We start from the raw sequence: 15,734 nt of genomic DNA on the forward strand, positions 1-15,734 counted from the left end.
CCGCTTTTTTGGGGCCGCCGCGGTTGCCGTCTTCTTCCGAACAGAGAGTATCCCACCGTCGCCCGGCCGCATTTGGCAGCCGGGCGACGGTTTTTTGGGGCCTGTCCGGTCGCGGGACACGGTTTGGTCCAAGACGGTTTTTGGGGAATGTGGGTCCGGACTTTTGCGGGAGGGCGGGGGAGACGGAGGTCTCGGAGCGATTATGGAAGCAGTTGTGGGAGATTAGGGAGAAAATTGTCTTTTATGTGACGCCTCATGGATACTATTGCGCCTGTGAAAGGGATGGAAAAACAGAGGCGTTGTTCAACCACACTCGGAAAGATAGAGTGGTTTATGGGTGACCACGCGCTTGTATCGCAGAAGTATTTCGGGGCGTTTTGGGGAATCGTTTTGATCTGACGCAATGTTAATGAAAAGGTTACGCCGAGATATTTTATTTTTCCTCTAAACTCCTTTGTCCCTCGGCCGATAAGTCCCGCAGGCAAGGTTGCACAAAACCAAAGGAGAAACGCCATGTCCTCTGATCTCATCAGCCTCAGTTACGGCAGCACCAATACCCTGGGTACGCTGACCAGCTCGAGCAAGTCCTCCACCGTGAATTCCGCTTCGGGCTCGGACGCCGCCGGGAGCACCAGCGTTCAGGGTGACGACAAGAATTTATCCAACGGTGCGGAAATGATGCAGAAGCTCAAGGATCTGCAAAGTTCCGATCCGGACAAGTTCAAGGAAGTGGCGCAGAAGATTTCGGACAGTCTGTCCGATGCGGCCAAGAATTCCACGGATTCCAAGGCCGCCGGCATGTACAGCGATATGGCCGGCAAGTTCGCCCAGGCCGCCAAGTCGGGCAATATGTCCTCGCTGAGTCCCTCCGAGCCGCCGAGCAACGCTTCCGGTGCCCAGGGCCAGGCAGCCATGAAGTACGCCGCCCAGCAAGGCGGCGGCAACCCCATGGATAACGTCGACCACATCATTTCCGGCGCGCTTTCCGGCGTGGGCTCTTCCGAAGCCTAGGCCATCGCACACCGTGGCCTCCCGCCGCCGGAACATTTCGGAAATGCGGCGGCGGGAGGCGGGGATGGCGCCTGCCACTCTTTCTCGAAAGCCAAAGCGACGACTTCCGAAGAGAACAATTTCAAATGCTTGATTTTTTCTTAAAAATACGCGCGTATTTTCAAGGGATGCGGCTACAGGTCGCGCGACGGCGCGTCGTGGCTGAACAGCGTGTTTTCCAGGCTTTGCGTCTCGGCCGGCGGCAGGCGCATGGCGAGACGCTGGATATCCTCCAGGTAGCGCCGGGCGTTGCTTAAATAGAAGGCCAGGGCCGGCACGAACGTCTTTCCCACCAGGCCGTCGATAAAAAGGCGGCTGATCTCCTTTTCCCGCAACAGCACGTACTGCGACAGCAGAAACACCCGGCGCTCCCGCAGCGACATGGCGCGAAGCGCCCGGGCCATGACCGTGCGGGCGTGGGGCTGATACATCCAGAAATAGAGAAAATCCAAACCATTGGCGATGAAGATGGCTTGCAGCCCGCCCGGGTGCGATTCCAGGCCGGAAAGGAATCGTTTGGGCGACTCAAGCAGGCTCGCCGCATCGGCGTCGGGATGGAGCAGTTCGAGCCGCGTCTGCGCCTCCCGGAGCTGGCGGAATTTTTCCCGGTAGTCGCGGGCCCGCAGGCGCAGATAGTGGCCCCGGTCGGCCAGCCCCTCGATGACGGCGGCCACGCAGTCCGAAGCGAACTTGGACACGATGGCCGCGAAGGGGTCCAGGAGCGCCTCGGGCGAGGCCGCGCCGGCCTGCCGCAAGGCCCAGGCCAGGAGGAAATTGATGCCCACGGCCAGCGGGATGGAGAGCACCGACCGAAACAGGTTGCCCAGGGCCGCCGTCCGGGGCAGCCCCCGGAAGAGATTGTGGCTGGCCAGGTACAATCCGTTGGCCACGGCCATGATGGTGAAAAGGGTGGTCGGGTTGGTCGTGGTGGTGATGCCGAACCCGTGGCCGAGGATGATCGAGCGCACCAGGACGTCGAGCAGCGGTACGGAAAAACCGGTGAAAAAAAGCGAGTCCGCGATGCGGTCGATGCTGACGTAGTCTTCCCAGCGCAAAAGCGGGCTTCGCCGCAGCCCGCCGCAGCCGAAAGCCGTCTGGAGCAGGTTGCGCAGTCCCGTTATGCCGAACCAGATGAACGGGCCGCCATAGGCCAGGACCCACCACGAATGGGTGCTGGCGAAGGACGCGGCGGCCACGGCGAAGCCGATGCCGATTTTCACGGCGTTTTTGAGCGTGCCGTTGGCGTAGCGCTCCCGAAACCGCATGGGCCGGGCATCGGCGGCCGCTTGCAGAAAGCGCTCGGCGGCGCTTGGCTGCATGCCGCCCAGGGTATGGATGTTGGCGGTTTTTCCGGTCGCCTTGAAGGCGCGGCCCACCAGCCACGATAGTCGCCAGCGGTAGCCGCCAAGGCGCAGGGCTGGCCATTCGCCAAGGCGGCGTAGCATCCTGGTGACCGGTCCCGGCGGGCAGTCGTCGGGCAGGGCGCGAAGGCGCGGCGAGACGGCCAAGCCCACGGGAATGACCCGGCGCAGGCTGTCGCCCGGTTTTTTGGCCCGGGCGGCTAGATGGGCCCGGGTGCGGTGGGGCAGGGTGTCGGCCACGGCCAGCCCCATGCCGTGGCAACGGGTGGAACGGCCCGAGGAATCCGAACCCATGCGCACGTCAAGGGGGGAGAGGCGGTAGGCGGCCGTGACCTCCCCCACCTCCGGGCGCAACTCCCGCAGCCGCGCGGCCGTTGCCGTATCTCCGGCCGCCTCGGCCAGCTCGGCCGCCCGGGTGATGCGTTCCTTGAGCCCCACGGCATCGCCGGCGTTGAGGATGGCCAGAAGCTCCAACGTATCGGCCGCGTCGCGTTTTTCCGTTTCGAACACCCGGAGGTTGAAGACCTCGAGATGCGTGATCGCGCCCCGGCAGGCGAAAAGCAGGCGCAGCACATCGGAAAGGTCCATGATGGCGTAGGCCAGGCGCATGGTGCGCGGGGCGGCCATTTCCTTGATGCCATGGGGATGCAGGTACGGGGCGAGCAATCCCCGCAGTCCCGGGGAATCCCGCCGGGACCAGACATCGGCGACGAGTCCCAGCAGTTCGTAATCCCCCTGGTCGAAACACAGCCGGGCCGGGCCGGACAGCGCCGGGGCGGACGGGAGCCGGGGGCGCGGGCTGGCCGGATCGAGCCTGGGCAGGGAATCGCCAGGGAAATCGCTGTGTTGCATAACCACCTTTTTTCCTTGAACAACTCCTAGCGTCTGGTCGGGGCGGCCGTCAAGGGGCCTTGACCGAGGGAGCCGCTTGGCCTGGCAGGACTGTTTTGTTATGCACGGGATTGGCAGGTATGATACCGTCTGTCGCAACACGGGAGGAAAAATGGGAAAATCCAAGGTTCCCCAGGCGGCCCTGGACAGGGTCCGGCAATCGGCCGATGCGATACGCCGCCTGGAAGCCGAGGCCGGCAGGGTCCTTCATGAGGCGGGCGACACCGCCGGTCACCGGAAGCATCTGACCGACAAATGCCTGACCCTCGAAGGTTTGCCCGGGGAAGTTGCCGACATCCTGTCCGCCTCCGACGCGGATGGCGCGGCCGCCTTTGCCGCGGGGCTCGAGGATTTCGCCCGGCGGGCCGGCATGGCCCTGTCCCTCGAGAGCATTTTCTTCATGGGCGCGCTGCTCTATCCCGAGGACTACCAGGACGGCGACCCCAATGATCTGGAACGGTTCCTGGATCGTTTCGAGGCGGCGTAAACCATGGGCGTTTTCGATCCCATCGTGATCAACGGCATGCGGGTCAAGAACCGTTTCGTGCGTTCGGCCACGGCCGAGGGCATGGCCGCTCCCGACGGCACGGTCACGGACAGGCTCGAGGCAACGCTCAAAGCCCTGGCCATCGGCGGGGTGGGGCTCGTCATCTCGGGCCATGCCTACGTGGAGAAGCGGGGACAGGCCGGCGTCGGCCAGCTTGGCGTCCACAGGCCGGAGATGGAAGCGGGAGTGGCTAGGCTGGCCAGGGCCGTGCATGCCCATGGCGGCCGGTTCGTGGTCCAGCTTGCCCACGCCGGCTGCCGGGCCGATCCGACCCTGTCCGGCGAGCCGGCGGTCGGGCCTTCGCAGCCCGAGGACCCGGACGCGCCGCCGTGCCTGGCCATGAGCGCCGAGGATCTGGCCCGGTTCGAGGCCGCTTTCGGCGCGGCCGCCGCGCTGTGCCGCGACGCCGGGGCCGACGGTGTGCAGATTCACGCCGCCCACGGCTACGGCGTCAGCCAGTTTCTCTCCCCGCGCACCAACCGCCGCCTGGGGGCCTACGGCGGCGCTCTGGCCAACCGGGCCAGGCTTCTGCTCGAAACCATAGGCGCCATTCGGGGCCGGATCGGCAACAGTTACCCGGTACTGGTCAAGATCAACTGCGAGGATTTCATCGAGGGCGGCATGACGGCCGAGGAAGGCCGACAGGTCGTTTCCTGGCTCGAGGCCGCCGGCGCGGACGCGGTGGAACTTTCCGGCGGCACGCTGGATTCGGGCAAACTGGCGCCCGTGCGGCCGGGAAAGCTCGCCATCCCCGACGGCGAGGCCTATTACCGGGAACAGGCTGCCGCGCTCAAAGCCCAGAGGATCGGCATCCCGCTTATCCTGGTCGGCGGCATACGCAGCCTGGAAACCGCCCAAGATATCGTCGCCTCGGGCACGGCCGACATGGTCGCCCTGTCCCGGCCGCTGATCCGCGAGCCGGGCCTTATCGCACGCTGGCAGTCCGGCGATGCCGCCCCCTCCGCCTGCGTCAGCGACAACGCCTGCTTCGTGCCCCTGCGCCGGGGCGAAGGCGTCTCCTGCCTGACCGAGATCCGGGAGAAGCGACGCAGGGCGTCGTAATGAGACTGGGGGGAACCTTTCTGTAGAAAGGTTCCCCCCAGACCCCCTTCCCAAGACTTTTCACGGTGATGGGATGTTGCCCGCCAACAACTCGTAAAAGTTAAAAAATTTAGGAAGGGGAGAGCGCGAGAGGGGAGAACCCTTTTTAAAGGGTTTCCCCTCTCGCACCTCTTCTTCTTGCCTCTTCCTATTCTTCGTTCTTATTCTGGATGAAGGCGATGGTTTTTTCGGGCAGGGCTTTATGGCCGCCGGCGGCCGAGAGTTCCGTCAGGTCTTCGGTAATGGTGAGCATGAGGTTGGTGAAGCGCGTCTGCATTTGGAAGCGCTCCCGGGCGTCGGGGCTGTGCCAGGCCTGTTTGAGGAGTTCCGCCGCGTGGTGGTGGATCATCAGCGCAATGGGCTTGGGCATGCTGCCGTAGTATTCCAGCATGTTGGCCTTCATCTCGTCGATGCTCTCCAGGAATTCGGCGAACTGCTCGGTTTGCCGCTCCTCTTCCATGCGCGTTCGGCGGCACTCTTCCTTAAAGCGGATTTCCATGAGCTCCAGGCGTTTTTTGAGTTCCGCCGCGGCCACGAGCTTTTCTTCCTTGAGCCGGTCGAGTTCGGGCTGGTTTTCCTTGTGCCACTCGGCCGCCTCGCTCCGGACGGAGTAGCAAAGCCGGGTGATGGCCTTGGCGATGTTCTCGGGTATCGACATGGTTACCTCGTTTGTTCGAAGAAAAGTTCCATCACCGGCGGCGTGTCCGAGGCGCCCGCACTGGCGAAAAAGTGGTGCAGCGCCGCGAGCCGGTCGAAGTCGACATCCGTGACCGCCTTTTCGATGAAAACCGACGTGCGCTGGTGCATGTAGGGCGTCATTTTGCGTTTGTTGGCCTCGAGCTGTTCGCGCACGATGACCGCCATTTCGCGGATGTTGCGGCGCTGATGGCGAAGCGCCAGCTTGGCCCGTGCTTTTTGGCCCCTGGTCGCGATGTTTTCCCGGATGCGGCTGTGTTTTTCCAGTCGCCGCTCCAGCCGGGATTTGCGGCCGAGCAGATAACGGTAGGCCAGAAAGGTTAAAAGGAGCGCCGGGCCGTACAGGGCGACCACGGAAAAGGAGACATAGATCAACGACGTCTGGGCGGGATTAGGCGGCATGGCGGAAAATAAGGGCGTCCGGGAATCGGCCCGGGCTTTTGAGGGCCGCGTGCCGGGCGGAAGGAAAAAGGCGTTGTCGCGTACTCGTGACTGCACTCATGCGGCTGTGTGCCCGTCGCCGGCCGGTGGGAGCGGCGCTCCCCGGCGACCCAAGCGGGCATCCATTTGTCCTGCTAGGCCAAAGCCCGGCCGGCGTCAAGCCGGCGTTCCCGCCGGCATCCGCGGCCGGACAGGCCGCGCGCCAACCGGCCGGAAGCTCTCGGGGATTTGTCGGACGGCCGGACGCTTTTCGCACGGGCGCGGACAGGGCCGAAAGCGGGCGCCAGGAGCGGCAACCGGATTTTTAAAACTTTCGTGACGGTCCTTCCTTGGGGAGAATATTCTATCCTATTGTTATAAAGAGTTAAATTGGAACAGTGTCAAATTGCCCGGGCCGCCGCGCCAAGCCTATACTCCAGGCTTCCATCCAAAACGCCAAGCCAGGAGCCTGACCCATGCGGTGCCCCATTTGCGAACGCGGCTGTATCCTCGAACCGGGAAAAACGGGCCTTTGCGGCCGCTATACGCTGGAGGACGGCGGCGTCGGGGAGTGCTATCCGGACCGTTATCTGATCGCCAGCCCCATCTCCGTGGAGACCATCCCCTTGCTCCATTTCCATCCGGGCGCGCCGTTTTTCCAGATCAGCACCGTGGGCTGCAACTTCGATTGCCCCGGTTGCATCGCCACGGTCACGGCCCGGGAGATGCGGCCGGACAGCCCGGCCCTGCGCCACATCCCTCCCGAGGCCGTGGTGGACATGGCCGTGGAGCAGGGCTGCCGGGGTATCGCCTTTTTGATGAACGACCCGCTGGCTTCCTATTTCACCTTCCTGGAGGTGGCCAGGGTGGCCAAGGCGCGGGGGCTTCTGGTCGGCTGCGCCAGCAACGCCTATTTCACCGAGGCGTCCCTGCAACCGTTTCTCGAACTTCTCGACTGCATCAACATCGGCGTCAAGGGAATCAGTGCCGAGCGGTCCAGGCTGTGCGGCGGGGCGGACCCGGAGGTGGTGCTGCGCAACATCCGGGCGCTTGTCGCGGCGGGCGTGCACGTGGAGGTCGCCTGCATGGACCGCCTGGACAACCGGGACGACACCCGGCTTCTGGCCGCGACCCTGGCGGAAATTTCCCCCGACATGGTGTTGCAGATGATGCGCTTCGTGCCCATCGAAGACGCCGATCCGGCCCTTGAGCCGGCCATTGCCGACACCGAGGCCTTTGCCCGGGAACTGCGCCGGACACTGCCCTTCACCTACGTCTTCAACACTCCCGGCACACGCGGCCTGGATACGGTTTGCCCGTCGTGCGGCGCGCCGATCGTTTCGCGCGACTTCTACGGCCCCATGGGGGCGCGGCTGCTCACGCTCGCCCCGGGAGTGTCGCCCGAATCCGTGCGTTGCGCCGCCTGCGGGGCCGATGCGGCCATGCGGGGGCCGGCGGAGCCGCCGGTCATGCGCGAGGGGGCCTTTCAGGGCGGCTATCCGTTCACCCGGGCGCTCGAGATCGTGGAGTCCATGTGCCTGGCCATGGGCGTGGACGACCGGGCCGAGGTGGTCGCCGTGTGGGAGCATCTGCTGGCGGGGCGCATGCTGCACCAGCTCCACAAGGACATCCAGACCATCGACGGCTACATGCGGCTGATCCGCGAGTTCGGCGGCGTGCTCGGGCGCGGCCCGGCGGCCGAGGGGCTGGTGGAGTTCATGACGGAGATGATCGAGCCGGTGCGGGAAGGGGCGGTGAAAGTCGCCGGGCGTCCCCGGACTTTTTACGCCATGGGCAAGCCGCTTTTCGGCCTTAAGGGCGACCGCTTCGAGAACCATCTCGTGGGCGTGGCCGGCGGGAAAAGCCTCAACACCACCCTGGACCTCGATGGCCGGCCGGGCCGTTCCATCACGGCGGCAACGCTGCAACAGCTTAACCCCGAAGTGATCTTCATTTCGTCTTTTCTCTCGAACAACATTGAGGACTTTTGCCGGGAGTGCCGGGAGCTTGGACTCGACGACGTGGCCGCCGTGCGCGACGGGCGCGTGTATACCGCTCCCGTGCCGTCGAGCGACTTCGGCGCGCCCAAGTGGGTGCTGGGGCTGCGCTTCATCGCCAGCAAGCTGCACCCGGAGCGTTTCCACTTCGACGGCGAGGCGGATGCGGCGGCCTACCATGCCCACGTTTTCGGCCGCAGCTTTCCGCTTGCGAGCATCAACCGGTCCTTCGCCAAGCCGAGCCGTGATTGGAGATTCGTGAAGGCGGGGAGAAGAGAAGAAAATGCGAGAGGGGAAAACCTTTAAGAAGGGTTTCCCCTCTCGCGCTCTCCCTTTCCTCAACTTTTTGCCGGCACGGGTGCCACGCATCGGCATTTGTTGGAGGAACGTGTCGGGAGAGCCAGGGGAAGGCTTTGGCAGGCCAAGGCCTTCCCCCTGGAGGCGGAAGCGGCGGTTAGTCGGTGACGACCATGATGCTGGTGGCCTTGATCATGGCCTTGACCGGGGCGCCGGCCTTGAGGCCCATGTTCTCGGCGGATTCCTTGGTGATGACGGAGACGATTTCCACGCCGCCGGCGTCGATGACCACTTCGGCGTTGACCATGCCGATGTTGACGGTCTTCACGGTGCCGGGAATAAGATTGCGGGCGCTGACTTTCATTGGTTTTTCTCCTGGTTGAAGGATGCTTGCAGAGTTTGCGAATCCTTCATAGCACAAAGATGAATTGTTTCCAGCCAGAGAAATACTTTTTTCAAAGAAATTTTCAGTCACACGAGACGTAAAATTTCCATGTGAGTGTGGCATTGCATTCCTACTGTATGAAGAATTGAAGGGAAAACGCGTTCTTGTTTCAATATTCTTCGAGAATCTTTGGCTTGCTATGGCGCAGCATCGTGGCGGACGAGGCCGCCTGTCCGTCCAGCGGGTTCCGGGCCCGCGACGAAGGTTGAGGCGGCAGACGTACGGAAGAATCAAGGGGCGGGAGAGGAAGGAGGTAATGGTTTCGATTTTTATTTTCATTTGAACAAAGAAAAGGTAAAGTTTGCCGTGTCATGTAAAAAGATACTCAGAAACTATTACTGTGTGTATGTGCTAAGGAATTTTTAGTGTGGGAACTTCAGTGTCGTTCTGATATGTTTTATGTAGATGGCATGATGCTTGTTTCATAATAGTATGATGGAGGAAATGGCATGGATGTCACTGGCGAATCGAGACAGGAAAAGAAGATTGAAGAAATGGCAAATGTTGTTGAGAAGGTCCATGCCGGGCTTTCCCATCTTTCGGTTAAAGGAGATTTTCGTTTGGCCATCGCGGCGGCCCTTAAGGATTTTGGCGAATCGAGCTGGAAGGATATCGGCAAGGGACCTCGATCGACGCGCGAAAAATTTTTCGCGGCAATTTGCGACTATGCGATCCCGAGGATAGTGAAAATTGGTTTTCCTGAAGGCAAGGTCGATACTTTGCGGCAAGGGTTGCAAGAGATGAATGCGAAATACCTGCAAGAATAAGAGGATGTGAATTTGTCGACAAAACCACGTGGGTCAGGTCCTGCGAAGGTTCGAGTGCGAGGCACAAAAAAACAAGTCCGACGCGTAGGGATCTGTGCGAGGGCGGTCTTTCGAAGCATTGCTTTGAATATCATCAAGTCTTGTGCTGTGTTGCGCCGCAAAGGAGACCGCGCGTGTTGCCCCGCATTACCGCGATGGCAAATCGTCCCTAGCTGAGTTTGCTCATTGTTTTTACCGACTTGTTTATCTTGTTCCCGGTAGGCACGCGAAGTTTGGACTATGGAATAGTGTCGGATTAAGCCGCTCTGAGCGGCTCAACTGCAAGCCTCGGCTTTGTCGGGGGGGCTGACTTACAGCTGTTTTTCGACCTCCGGCTTTGGCGATATTGTGCCCATGAATGCATGGGGGTAATGTTTGAGTGTGCTTGAGGGAATAGCCGGCCAGTGTTTCCTGGTAGTTTTCATCGCCAGGCTCGTCAATCTCCAGCATCGCGCTCCGTCCTGTTCCGACCGGCCGCAGGAATTGCGGCGGCCATTGGACTCAGGGGGCCCTGCCATTAAAACTTTCTGAGTTCGAACAGCTTTTTCGTCTGGGTCGAGACGATGTGGAAGTACTTGTCCTGGGGGATGAAGATGTAGGGTACGTCCTCGGCCCGGCGGAACAGGAAATCCGAGAGAATCATGCGGTTGACGGCCTGGTGGCCGATAATCATGATATACTCGGAATTGCCGCTTAAGTAGAGGGCCTTTTTCACGCCCCGGTAGACCCGGCCGGCCATGGTGGCGTAGCCCTCGCCGCCGGGATAGACGAAGTTGTACTTGTTGCGGGTCCGGGCCGCGAAAAGCTCCGGCCGCGTGCGTTCGATTTCGGCGTAGCTCATGCTGTCGCATTCGCCCACGTCGATCTCGTCGAATTCCGGGAAGGCGTGGTGGGTGGTCTGGCCCTTGCGCGTCTCCAGAAGCGGTTCGGCCATCTCCAGGGTGCGGGTCAGCGTGCTGGTGAAAATGTACGGCAGCGGCGTGCCGATGAAATGGCGCGAGAGCCCCCAGGCCTGTTTGCGGCCCTTGTCGGTCAGGCTCGAATTGCCGCCCACCATGTCGCGCACGTTGTATTCGCTTTCGGCATGGCGCACGAGAAACAGGTTCTTGATCCAGTCGGACATGAGCAGGTCGCGGATGCGGCCGTAGTAGGGCAGGCCGGCCGAGATGCGCTCGGACAGGATGCGGTTATTGAGCGTATCCAGCCGCACCAGGTCGGGGGCCTCGTCCGGCGGCTCGTAGATGTGGCGATAGTAGCCGATGCGGGTCACGAAGCTTTTCTTGGCTTCGGCCTCGGACAGGCCGGCGAATTCCGGGAGCCTGGCCTTGCGGGCGATGGACAGGGCCAGCAGTTCCGGGTCGTCGTTTATGCACTCGATGAATAAAATTGGATGGTTGGGCAGATGGGCCCGCAACGTCTCCCGCCGTTTGCGGGAGACGTTGGTGGCGTCGAGGATGGCGATGTCGCCTTCGGTGGAAAGGTAGGCCTTGGCCTCGGCGAAATTGACCGCCGCGATGCGCTCCCGCAGCCCGGCCGCCTGGGTGTTGGCCGGGTTGTAGAAATCGGGATTGGACGTGTTGCCCGGGATCATGCGCCGGCGCACGTCGCCGTTGTTGAAAATTCCGACTTTGATGTCGTCTTTTTCCAGGTTCTCCTTGATCTTGGCGCCCACGGTGGACTTGCCCATGGCCGGCAGCCCCACCATGGCGATGTAGAGCTTGCTCGGCCTGGCCATTAGAGCAGCCCCACTTCCCAGTTGAAATGGCTGGTGCGTTCACGGCGTTCCACATCCCTGGGCATGGGCTCGCGCAGGTCCACGAACACGGCGTAGCCGGCTCTGGCCAGCTCCTCGCGGTGCTTGTGCAGGTCGACCTCCCAGTTGGCGTAGAGCCAATAGGTGCGGTCGTACTTGACGGCCCAAAAGCCTTCTTCCTTGGGGCTCACCACCGGCAGGCAGGTCTTGATCTCGCCGGAAAGCACCCGGGAGAGCCCGAGCGGCCAGGCCCCCTTGTGCACGATGCCGAGCGGCAAAGGCGAGAGCTTCGGCAGGGCGAGCATGTCCTCGCCGGAAAGCTCCGGCGAAACGAAGGCCCCGGCGAATCCGGCGCGCCCCAGTTCGCCGATGGCGATGGGGTTGGCGATGTTGCAAAACGGGCCGGCCCACAGCTCCAGCCCCTTGGCCCCGGCCGGGAAAAGTCCCGTCTGCCACGGCGCGCCGAGCACGAACCGCTTGCCGCCGCGCGAACAGATGGCCGCAACCAGGCTGACGAATTCGCTTTCCTCATCCGGCCACACCACCGGCGGCAGCCACCACCACACCGAGGCGGCCCGGCCGAGCGGCAGGTTGTGCGCCCGCTTGGTGGAGACCCAGACGCCAAAGGGCCCCTTTTCCTTGCGCATGTCGGGATGCCGCCACACGCTTATGAAAAGCGGTTCGCCCCGGGACGGCTTCCTGGGCTTCGGCAGGACGGGGGAAAACTCCACGGGTTTGGCTTCGCGCTCGGGCATGCGTTCAAGCTCGGCCTGCAAGGGGCGCAGCTTGTCCATGAGCCCGGGTTCGCGGCGGTCGATCAGGTAGGCCGGCATGCCGGATTCGGGGCGCGGGGCGTCGCTTATGGTCAGGGTCAGCCGGCCGCCCTTGGGCACGGGCCGCGTCACCTTGATGATGCGGTGGCCGGGTTCGTCCTCGGTGCCGAGGCGCACCAGGTCGCCGGTCATGAGCGTCACCCGGGCCGACAGGTTCCATTGCCCGGGCTTCATGCCCCGGGTGAGCTTGCCGGCCGGCATGCCGGAGCCGGTGCGCTCCTTGGCGTCGATGGGGTTCTTGGGACGCTGGGGCAGGAAATTGTAATTGGTGGTGGCCCGGCCGAGGGACTGCTCCAAAAAGCTGGCCGCCATCTTCTTGGCCGAGGCGTCGTCGGCGAAGTCGCGCAGGAGCTTGTAGGCCGCGACCGTATGATAGACGTAATGGGGGCCCTTTTTGCGGCCCTCGATCTTCCAGGATGTCACTTCCGGGATGGTCAAAAGCGCCTTGGTCAGGACGTCGAGGCTCAGGTCCTGGCAGGAGAAATAGCGACCCTTCTGGCCCCGATGGGTGTATATGCGGCGGCAGGGCTGGACGCAGCGGCCGCGAAGCCCGGATTTGCCGCCGAGGAAGCTGCTCCAGTAGCAGCGGCCCGAGACGTTGTAGCACAGCGCGCCGTGGACAAAGACTTCCAGGGTAAGGCCTTCGGGCACGCCCTCGGCCATCTCGCGGATTTCGTCCACGGAGAGCTCCCGGGGCAGGACCACGCGGGAAAAGGAGTAGCCGGGCAGGGCGCCAAGGCCGGTCGCGCTCGAAACGTTGGCCAGGGTGGACAGGTGCAGTTCGCCCTTGTAACCGGCCTGCCGGGCAACGGCGGCCACGCCCAGGTCCTGGACGATGAGCGCTTCCGGACCGACATCGGCGATGAGGCGTTTGACCAGCCGGCCTGCCTGGTCCGCCTCGTCGGGCTTGAGCAGGGTGTTTATGGCCACGTAGGTGCGCACGCCGCGTCCCCGGGCCAGCTCGGCCAGGCCGGCCAGCTCGGAGATGGAAAAATTGCGGGCCAGCATGCGGGCGGAGAAGTGCTTGAGCCCGCAGTAGATAGCGTCGGCTCCGGCGGCCACGGCCGCCAGATACGAATAGGGATCCCCCGCAGGGGCCAGGATTTCAGGCTTTTTCGCCTCGGTCATAGGGATACTCGTTTGCAGGAATTATGGGCGGGAGATGCCGCGAGGGGAACATACTAGGACAAAGTCGAACGGGAGGGAATACTTTTTCCGCATCCCGGGCCGCCGGCCGGTCCCTGCGGCAGCATTCGGCGCCAGACTCGTTACCATATTGCAACAGTTTGGGTTTGGTGCAATGGTGACTGCCACGTTTTTTTTATCGGAGGGGCGGATCATGCAACTGGTGACCGAGCAGATGGAGCGGTATTTGTCGGGCGGGGCCTGGATTCGCAAGATTTTCGAGCAGGGCCTGGAGCTCAAGAAGCGGTACGGCGAAGAGGCTGTCTGCGACTTTTCCCTCGGCAACCCCGACCTGCCGCCGCCGCCCATCATCGGCCAGTGCCTGGCCGAGTTGTCCGGCCAGATGGATAAGCCCTTTGCCCTGGGCTACATGCCCAACCCCGGCTATCCCGAGGTGCGCGCCGCCCTGGCCGAGCATCTGCGCAAGGAGCAGGATGGCGCGCCCGTGACCGCCGGCGACGTGATCCTTACCTGCGGCGCGGCCGGCGGCATCAACGTTTTTTTCAGGACCGTGCTGACGCCCGGCGACGTGGTCCTTTGCCCGTCGCCGTATTTCGTGGAATACGACTTCTACGCCGCCAACCACGGCGCGACCCTGACCGCCGTGCCGACCAAACCCGACACCTTCGAGCTGGACATCCCGGCCATGGAGGCGGCCATCACCCCCCGCACCCGGGTGGTCATGATCAACTCCCCCAACAACCCCACCGGGCAGATCTATTCCAAGGAAACGCTGCGCGAGCTTTCGGCCATGCTCACCCGCCAAAACGTGGGCCGCGACCGGCCGATCTATCTGCTGGCCGACGAGCCGTACCGTTTTCTGGCCTACGACGGCGCGGCCGTGCCGTCGGTGCTGCCGCTCTATCCGTATTCCCTGGTCATCGGCTCCTTTTCCAAGAATCTGTCCCTGCCGGGCGAGCGGGTGGGATTCGTGGTGGTCTCGCCGGACATGCCGGGCCGGGAAAAGCTTGTGGCCGGCATGGTCTTCGCCAACCGCATCATGGGCTTCGTCAACGCCCCGGCCGTGGGCCAGGCGCTTTTACTGCGCGCCCTTGGCCAGGAAGTGGACCGCGGCATCTACGAACGCCGGCGCAAGGCCATGGCCGGGGTGCTGACCCGGTCGGGGTATTCGTTTTTCATGCCGCGCGGGGCGTTTTATTTTTTCCCCAAATCGCCCATCCCGGACGAGGTGGCCTTCGTGGAACGGCTCGCGGCCGAGCGGGTGCTGGCCGTGCCAGGGCGCGGATTCGGGCTGCCCGGCCACTTCCGGCTGGCCTTCTGCGTGGACGAGGCGGTCATCAACCGGGCCGAGGCGGGCTTCGTCAAAGCCATGGCCGGATAACGGGCGGGCTTTTTTTACAAGATATCTGTTGACAGTCCCGGTGGGGCGGCATAGTTGATTGCATCTTAACGCTGGCTAAATCTTTGTAACCGTCTCCGAGGATCTTTGCGTTTGCCGAGCTCCCGTCGACCTTTGAAGAGTTAGCCCGAAAAAAAGTTTGGAGCTTTAGCGAATGTCCAAGAAACTCTACGTCGGCAACCTTCCTTTTTCCACCAATGAAGACGAAATCCGCACTCTTTTCGCCAGTTATGGCGATGTGGAGTCGGTCAACCTGATCGTTGACCGCGAGACCGGCCGCCTGCGCGGCTTCGGCTTCGTGGAAATGACCCCTGAAGGTGCCGATGCCGCCATGGAAGCCCTAGACGGCAAGCCTTTCGGCGGCCGCGACCTGCGCGTCAATGAGGCGCAGGAGCGTCAGCCCCGTACCGGCGGTTCCGGCGGTCCCCGTCGCAACAGCTGGTAGTCGCCGTCATGCCGGCGTCCGCGTCGGCTACGGAAGCAGCCAAGGCCCCGTCCGCACGCGGACGGGGCCTTTTATTTGGCCCTTGTGCCGTTGAGAGGCTCTTGGCAGGCTGCCACGCTCGGGCTATACTTCAAGAAATGGACAAGGTGAGCCCTGAGCAACGAAGTCGGACAATGGCCCGGGTTAGGGGGAAAAATACGCGCCCCGAAGTGTTCCTGCGGTCCTTGCTGCATAAGCGGGGATTTCGTTACAGACTGCATGTCGCTTCATTGCCCGGAGTTCCTGACATCGTTTTGCCAAAGTATCGAACAGTTGTATTTGTTAATGGTTGCTTTTGGCATAGGCATCCTGGATGTAAAAGGGCTTCAACTCCTACTACTAATGTTGAATATTGGACAAAGAAATTTGTCAATAATATTGCGCGGGATACAAAAAATAAACTTTTACTTGAGAAGATGGGATGGAAAGTGCTGACTGTTTGGGAATGTGAACTTAAGTTTCCAATGCAACTGGCCAATGATTTGGCGAGTATGATTCGCGGTTGAGT

The 15,734-nt window shown here is 62.4% G+C and carries 14 protein-coding genes; 8 read left to right on the forward strand and 6 right to left on the reverse strand.

The features are described 5' to 3' along the window. Positions 1-513: 513 nt before the first annotated feature. Positions 514-1,011, forward strand: coding sequence for a hypothetical protein (locus tag ACMZ6R_RS08910; protein ID WP_416110576.1), 498 nt, complete (start codon positions 514-516; stop codon positions 1,009-1,011). Between the two features lie 173 nt (positions 1,012-1,184). Here ACMZ6R_RS08910 and ACMZ6R_RS08915 read toward each other — a convergent pair whose 3' ends face one another. Further along, complete coding sequence (locus ACMZ6R_RS08915) at positions 1,185-3,263, reverse strand: hypothetical protein (RefSeq protein ID WP_416110577.1); 2,079 nt, start codon at positions 3,261-3,263, stop codon at positions 1,185-1,187. 151 nt (positions 3,264-3,414) lie between these two features. Between ACMZ6R_RS08915 and ACMZ6R_RS08920 the strand changes: the two genes are divergently transcribed. Then, complete coding sequence (locus ACMZ6R_RS08920) at positions 3,415-3,789, forward strand: hypothetical protein (RefSeq protein WP_416110578.1); 375 nt, start codon at positions 3,415-3,417, stop codon at positions 3,787-3,789. A gap of 3 nt (positions 3,790-3,792) precedes the next feature. Next, the gene (locus ACMZ6R_RS08925) at positions 3,793-4,911 is read left to right on the forward strand and encodes an NADH:flavin oxidoreductase (RefSeq protein ID WP_416110579.1); all 1,119 of its coding nucleotides are present in this window, start codon (positions 3,793-3,795) and stop codon (positions 4,909-4,911) included. Between the two features lie 187 nt (positions 4,912-5,098). On the opposite strand, the gene ACMZ6R_RS08930 is transcribed toward ACMZ6R_RS08925, so the two are convergent. Both ACMZ6R_RS08930 and ACMZ6R_RS08935 read right to left on the reverse strand, forming a co-directional pair. Then, positions 5,099-5,608, reverse strand: coding sequence for a hypothetical protein (locus tag ACMZ6R_RS08930; protein WP_416110580.1), 510 nt, complete (start codon positions 5,606-5,608; stop codon positions 5,099-5,101). A gap of 2 nt (positions 5,609-5,610) precedes the next feature. Continuing rightward, positions 5,611-6,048, reverse strand: a complete 438-nt coding sequence (locus tag ACMZ6R_RS08935; RefSeq protein WP_416110581.1) for a hypothetical protein — start codon at positions 6,046-6,048, stop codon at positions 5,611-5,613. Positions 6,049-6,542: 494 nt separating this feature from the next. On the opposite strand from ACMZ6R_RS08935, the gene ACMZ6R_RS08940 reads away from it, so the two are divergent. Continuing rightward, the gene (locus ACMZ6R_RS08940; RefSeq protein WP_416110582.1) at positions 6,543-8,369 is read left to right on the forward strand and encodes a radical SAM protein; all 1,827 of its coding nucleotides are present in this window, start codon (positions 6,543-6,545) and stop codon (positions 8,367-8,369) included. Between the two features lie 148 nt (positions 8,370-8,517). Here ACMZ6R_RS08940 and ACMZ6R_RS08945 read toward each other — a convergent pair whose 3' ends face one another. Beyond that, positions 8,518-8,724: a TOBE domain-containing protein gene (locus tag ACMZ6R_RS08945; RefSeq protein WP_416110583.1), complete on the reverse strand. Its 207-nt coding sequence runs from the start codon at positions 8,722-8,724 to the stop codon at positions 8,518-8,520. Between the two features lie 530 nt (positions 8,725-9,254). On the opposite strand from ACMZ6R_RS08945, the gene ACMZ6R_RS08950 reads away from it, so the two are divergent. Then, complete coding sequence (locus ACMZ6R_RS08950) at positions 9,255-9,572, forward strand: hypothetical protein (RefSeq protein WP_416110584.1); 318 nt, start codon at positions 9,255-9,257, stop codon at positions 9,570-9,572. Between the two features lie 556 nt (positions 9,573-10,128). On the opposite strand, the gene ACMZ6R_RS08955 is transcribed toward ACMZ6R_RS08950, so the two are convergent. Then, a complete protein-coding gene (locus tag ACMZ6R_RS08955) occupies positions 10,129-11,346 on the reverse strand; it encodes a bifunctional nucleoside/nucleotide kinase/histidine phosphatase family protein (RefSeq protein ID WP_416110585.1) in 1,218 nt (405 codons plus the stop codon). Beyond that, positions 11,346-13,325 (reverse strand): peptidase U32 family protein, encoded by a 1,980-nt coding sequence (locus ACMZ6R_RS08960; protein WP_416110586.1) that lies wholly within the window; start codon positions 13,323-13,325, stop codon positions 11,346-11,348. The genes ACMZ6R_RS08955 and ACMZ6R_RS08960 overlap by 1 nt, the downstream gene beginning before the upstream one ends. Positions 13,326-13,536: 211 nt before the next feature. On the opposite strand from ACMZ6R_RS08960, the gene ACMZ6R_RS08965 reads away from it, so the two are divergent. The 3 genes from ACMZ6R_RS08965 to ACMZ6R_RS08975 all read left to right on the forward strand — a co-directional run bounded on the left by ACMZ6R_RS08965 (position 13,537) and on the right by ACMZ6R_RS08975 (position 15,732). Beyond that, the gene (locus ACMZ6R_RS08965; RefSeq protein ID WP_416110587.1) at positions 13,537-14,724 is read left to right on the forward strand and encodes a pyridoxal phosphate-dependent aminotransferase; all 1,188 of its coding nucleotides are present in this window, start codon (positions 13,537-13,539) and stop codon (positions 14,722-14,724) included. A gap of 172 nt (positions 14,725-14,896) precedes the next feature. Continuing rightward, positions 14,897-15,187, forward strand: coding sequence for an RNA recognition motif domain-containing protein (locus ACMZ6R_RS08970; RefSeq protein ID WP_416110588.1), 291 nt, complete (start codon positions 14,897-14,899; stop codon positions 15,185-15,187). A 137-nt stretch (positions 15,188-15,324) separates the two neighbouring features. After that, a complete protein-coding gene (locus tag ACMZ6R_RS08975) occupies positions 15,325-15,732 on the forward strand; it encodes a very short patch repair endonuclease (protein ID WP_416110589.1) in 408 nt (135 codons plus the stop codon). The last annotated feature ends 2 nt before the right edge of the window (positions 15,733-15,734 follow it).

This window comes from Solidesulfovibrio sp. C21, assembly GCF_047785625.1.
Taxonomy (GTDB): Bacteria; Desulfobacterota; Desulfovibrionia; order Desulfovibrionales; family Desulfovibrionaceae; genus Solidesulfovibrio.

Bases quoted from the DNA above. Each gene is read 5' to 3' on its own strand.
- ACMZ6R_RS08945 (WP_416110583.1), bottom strand. From the start codon at position 8,724: ATGAAAGTCAGCGCCCGCAATCTTATTCCCGGCACCGTGAAGACCGTC.
- ACMZ6R_RS08950 (WP_416110584.1), top strand. From the start codon at position 9,255: ATGGATGTCACTGGCGAATCGAGACAGGAAAAGAAGATTGAAGAAATG.
- ACMZ6R_RS08965 (WP_416110587.1), top strand. From the start codon at position 13,537: ATGCAACTGGTGACCGAGCAGATGGAGCGGTATTTGTCGGGCGGGGCC.
- ACMZ6R_RS08955 (WP_416110585.1), bottom strand. From the start codon at position 11,346: ATGGCCAGGCCGAGCAAGCTCTACATCGCCATGGTGGGGCTGCCGGCC.
- ACMZ6R_RS08915 (WP_416110577.1), bottom strand. From the start codon at position 3,263: ATGCAACACAGCGATTTCCCTGGCGATTCCCTGCCCAGGCTCGATCCG.
- ACMZ6R_RS08975 (WP_416110589.1), top strand. From the start codon at position 15,325: ATGGACAAGGTGAGCCCTGAGCAACGAAGTCGGACAATGGCCCGGGTT.
- ACMZ6R_RS08960 (WP_416110586.1), bottom strand. From the start codon at position 13,325: ATGACCGAGGCGAAAAAGCCTGAAATCCTGGCCCCTGCGGGGGATCCC.
- ACMZ6R_RS08970 (WP_416110588.1), top strand. From the start codon at position 14,897: ATGTCCAAGAAACTCTACGTCGGCAACCTTCCTTTTTCCACCAATGAA.
- ACMZ6R_RS08920 (WP_416110578.1), top strand. From the start codon at position 3,415: ATGGGAAAATCCAAGGTTCCCCAGGCGGCCCTGGACAGGGTCCGGCAA.
- ACMZ6R_RS08930 (WP_416110580.1), bottom strand. From the start codon at position 5,608: ATGTCGATACCCGAGAACATCGCCAAGGCCATCACCCGGCTTTGCTAC.
- ACMZ6R_RS08910 (WP_416110576.1), top strand. From the start codon at position 514: ATGTCCTCTGATCTCATCAGCCTCAGTTACGGCAGCACCAATACCCTG.
- ACMZ6R_RS08925 (WP_416110579.1), top strand. From the start codon at position 3,793: ATGGGCGTTTTCGATCCCATCGTGATCAACGGCATGCGGGTCAAGAAC.
- ACMZ6R_RS08935 (WP_416110581.1), bottom strand. From the start codon at position 6,048: ATGCCGCCTAATCCCGCCCAGACGTCGTTGATCTATGTCTCCTTTTCC.
- ACMZ6R_RS08940 (WP_416110582.1), top strand. From the start codon at position 6,543: ATGCGGTGCCCCATTTGCGAACGCGGCTGTATCCTCGAACCGGGAAAA.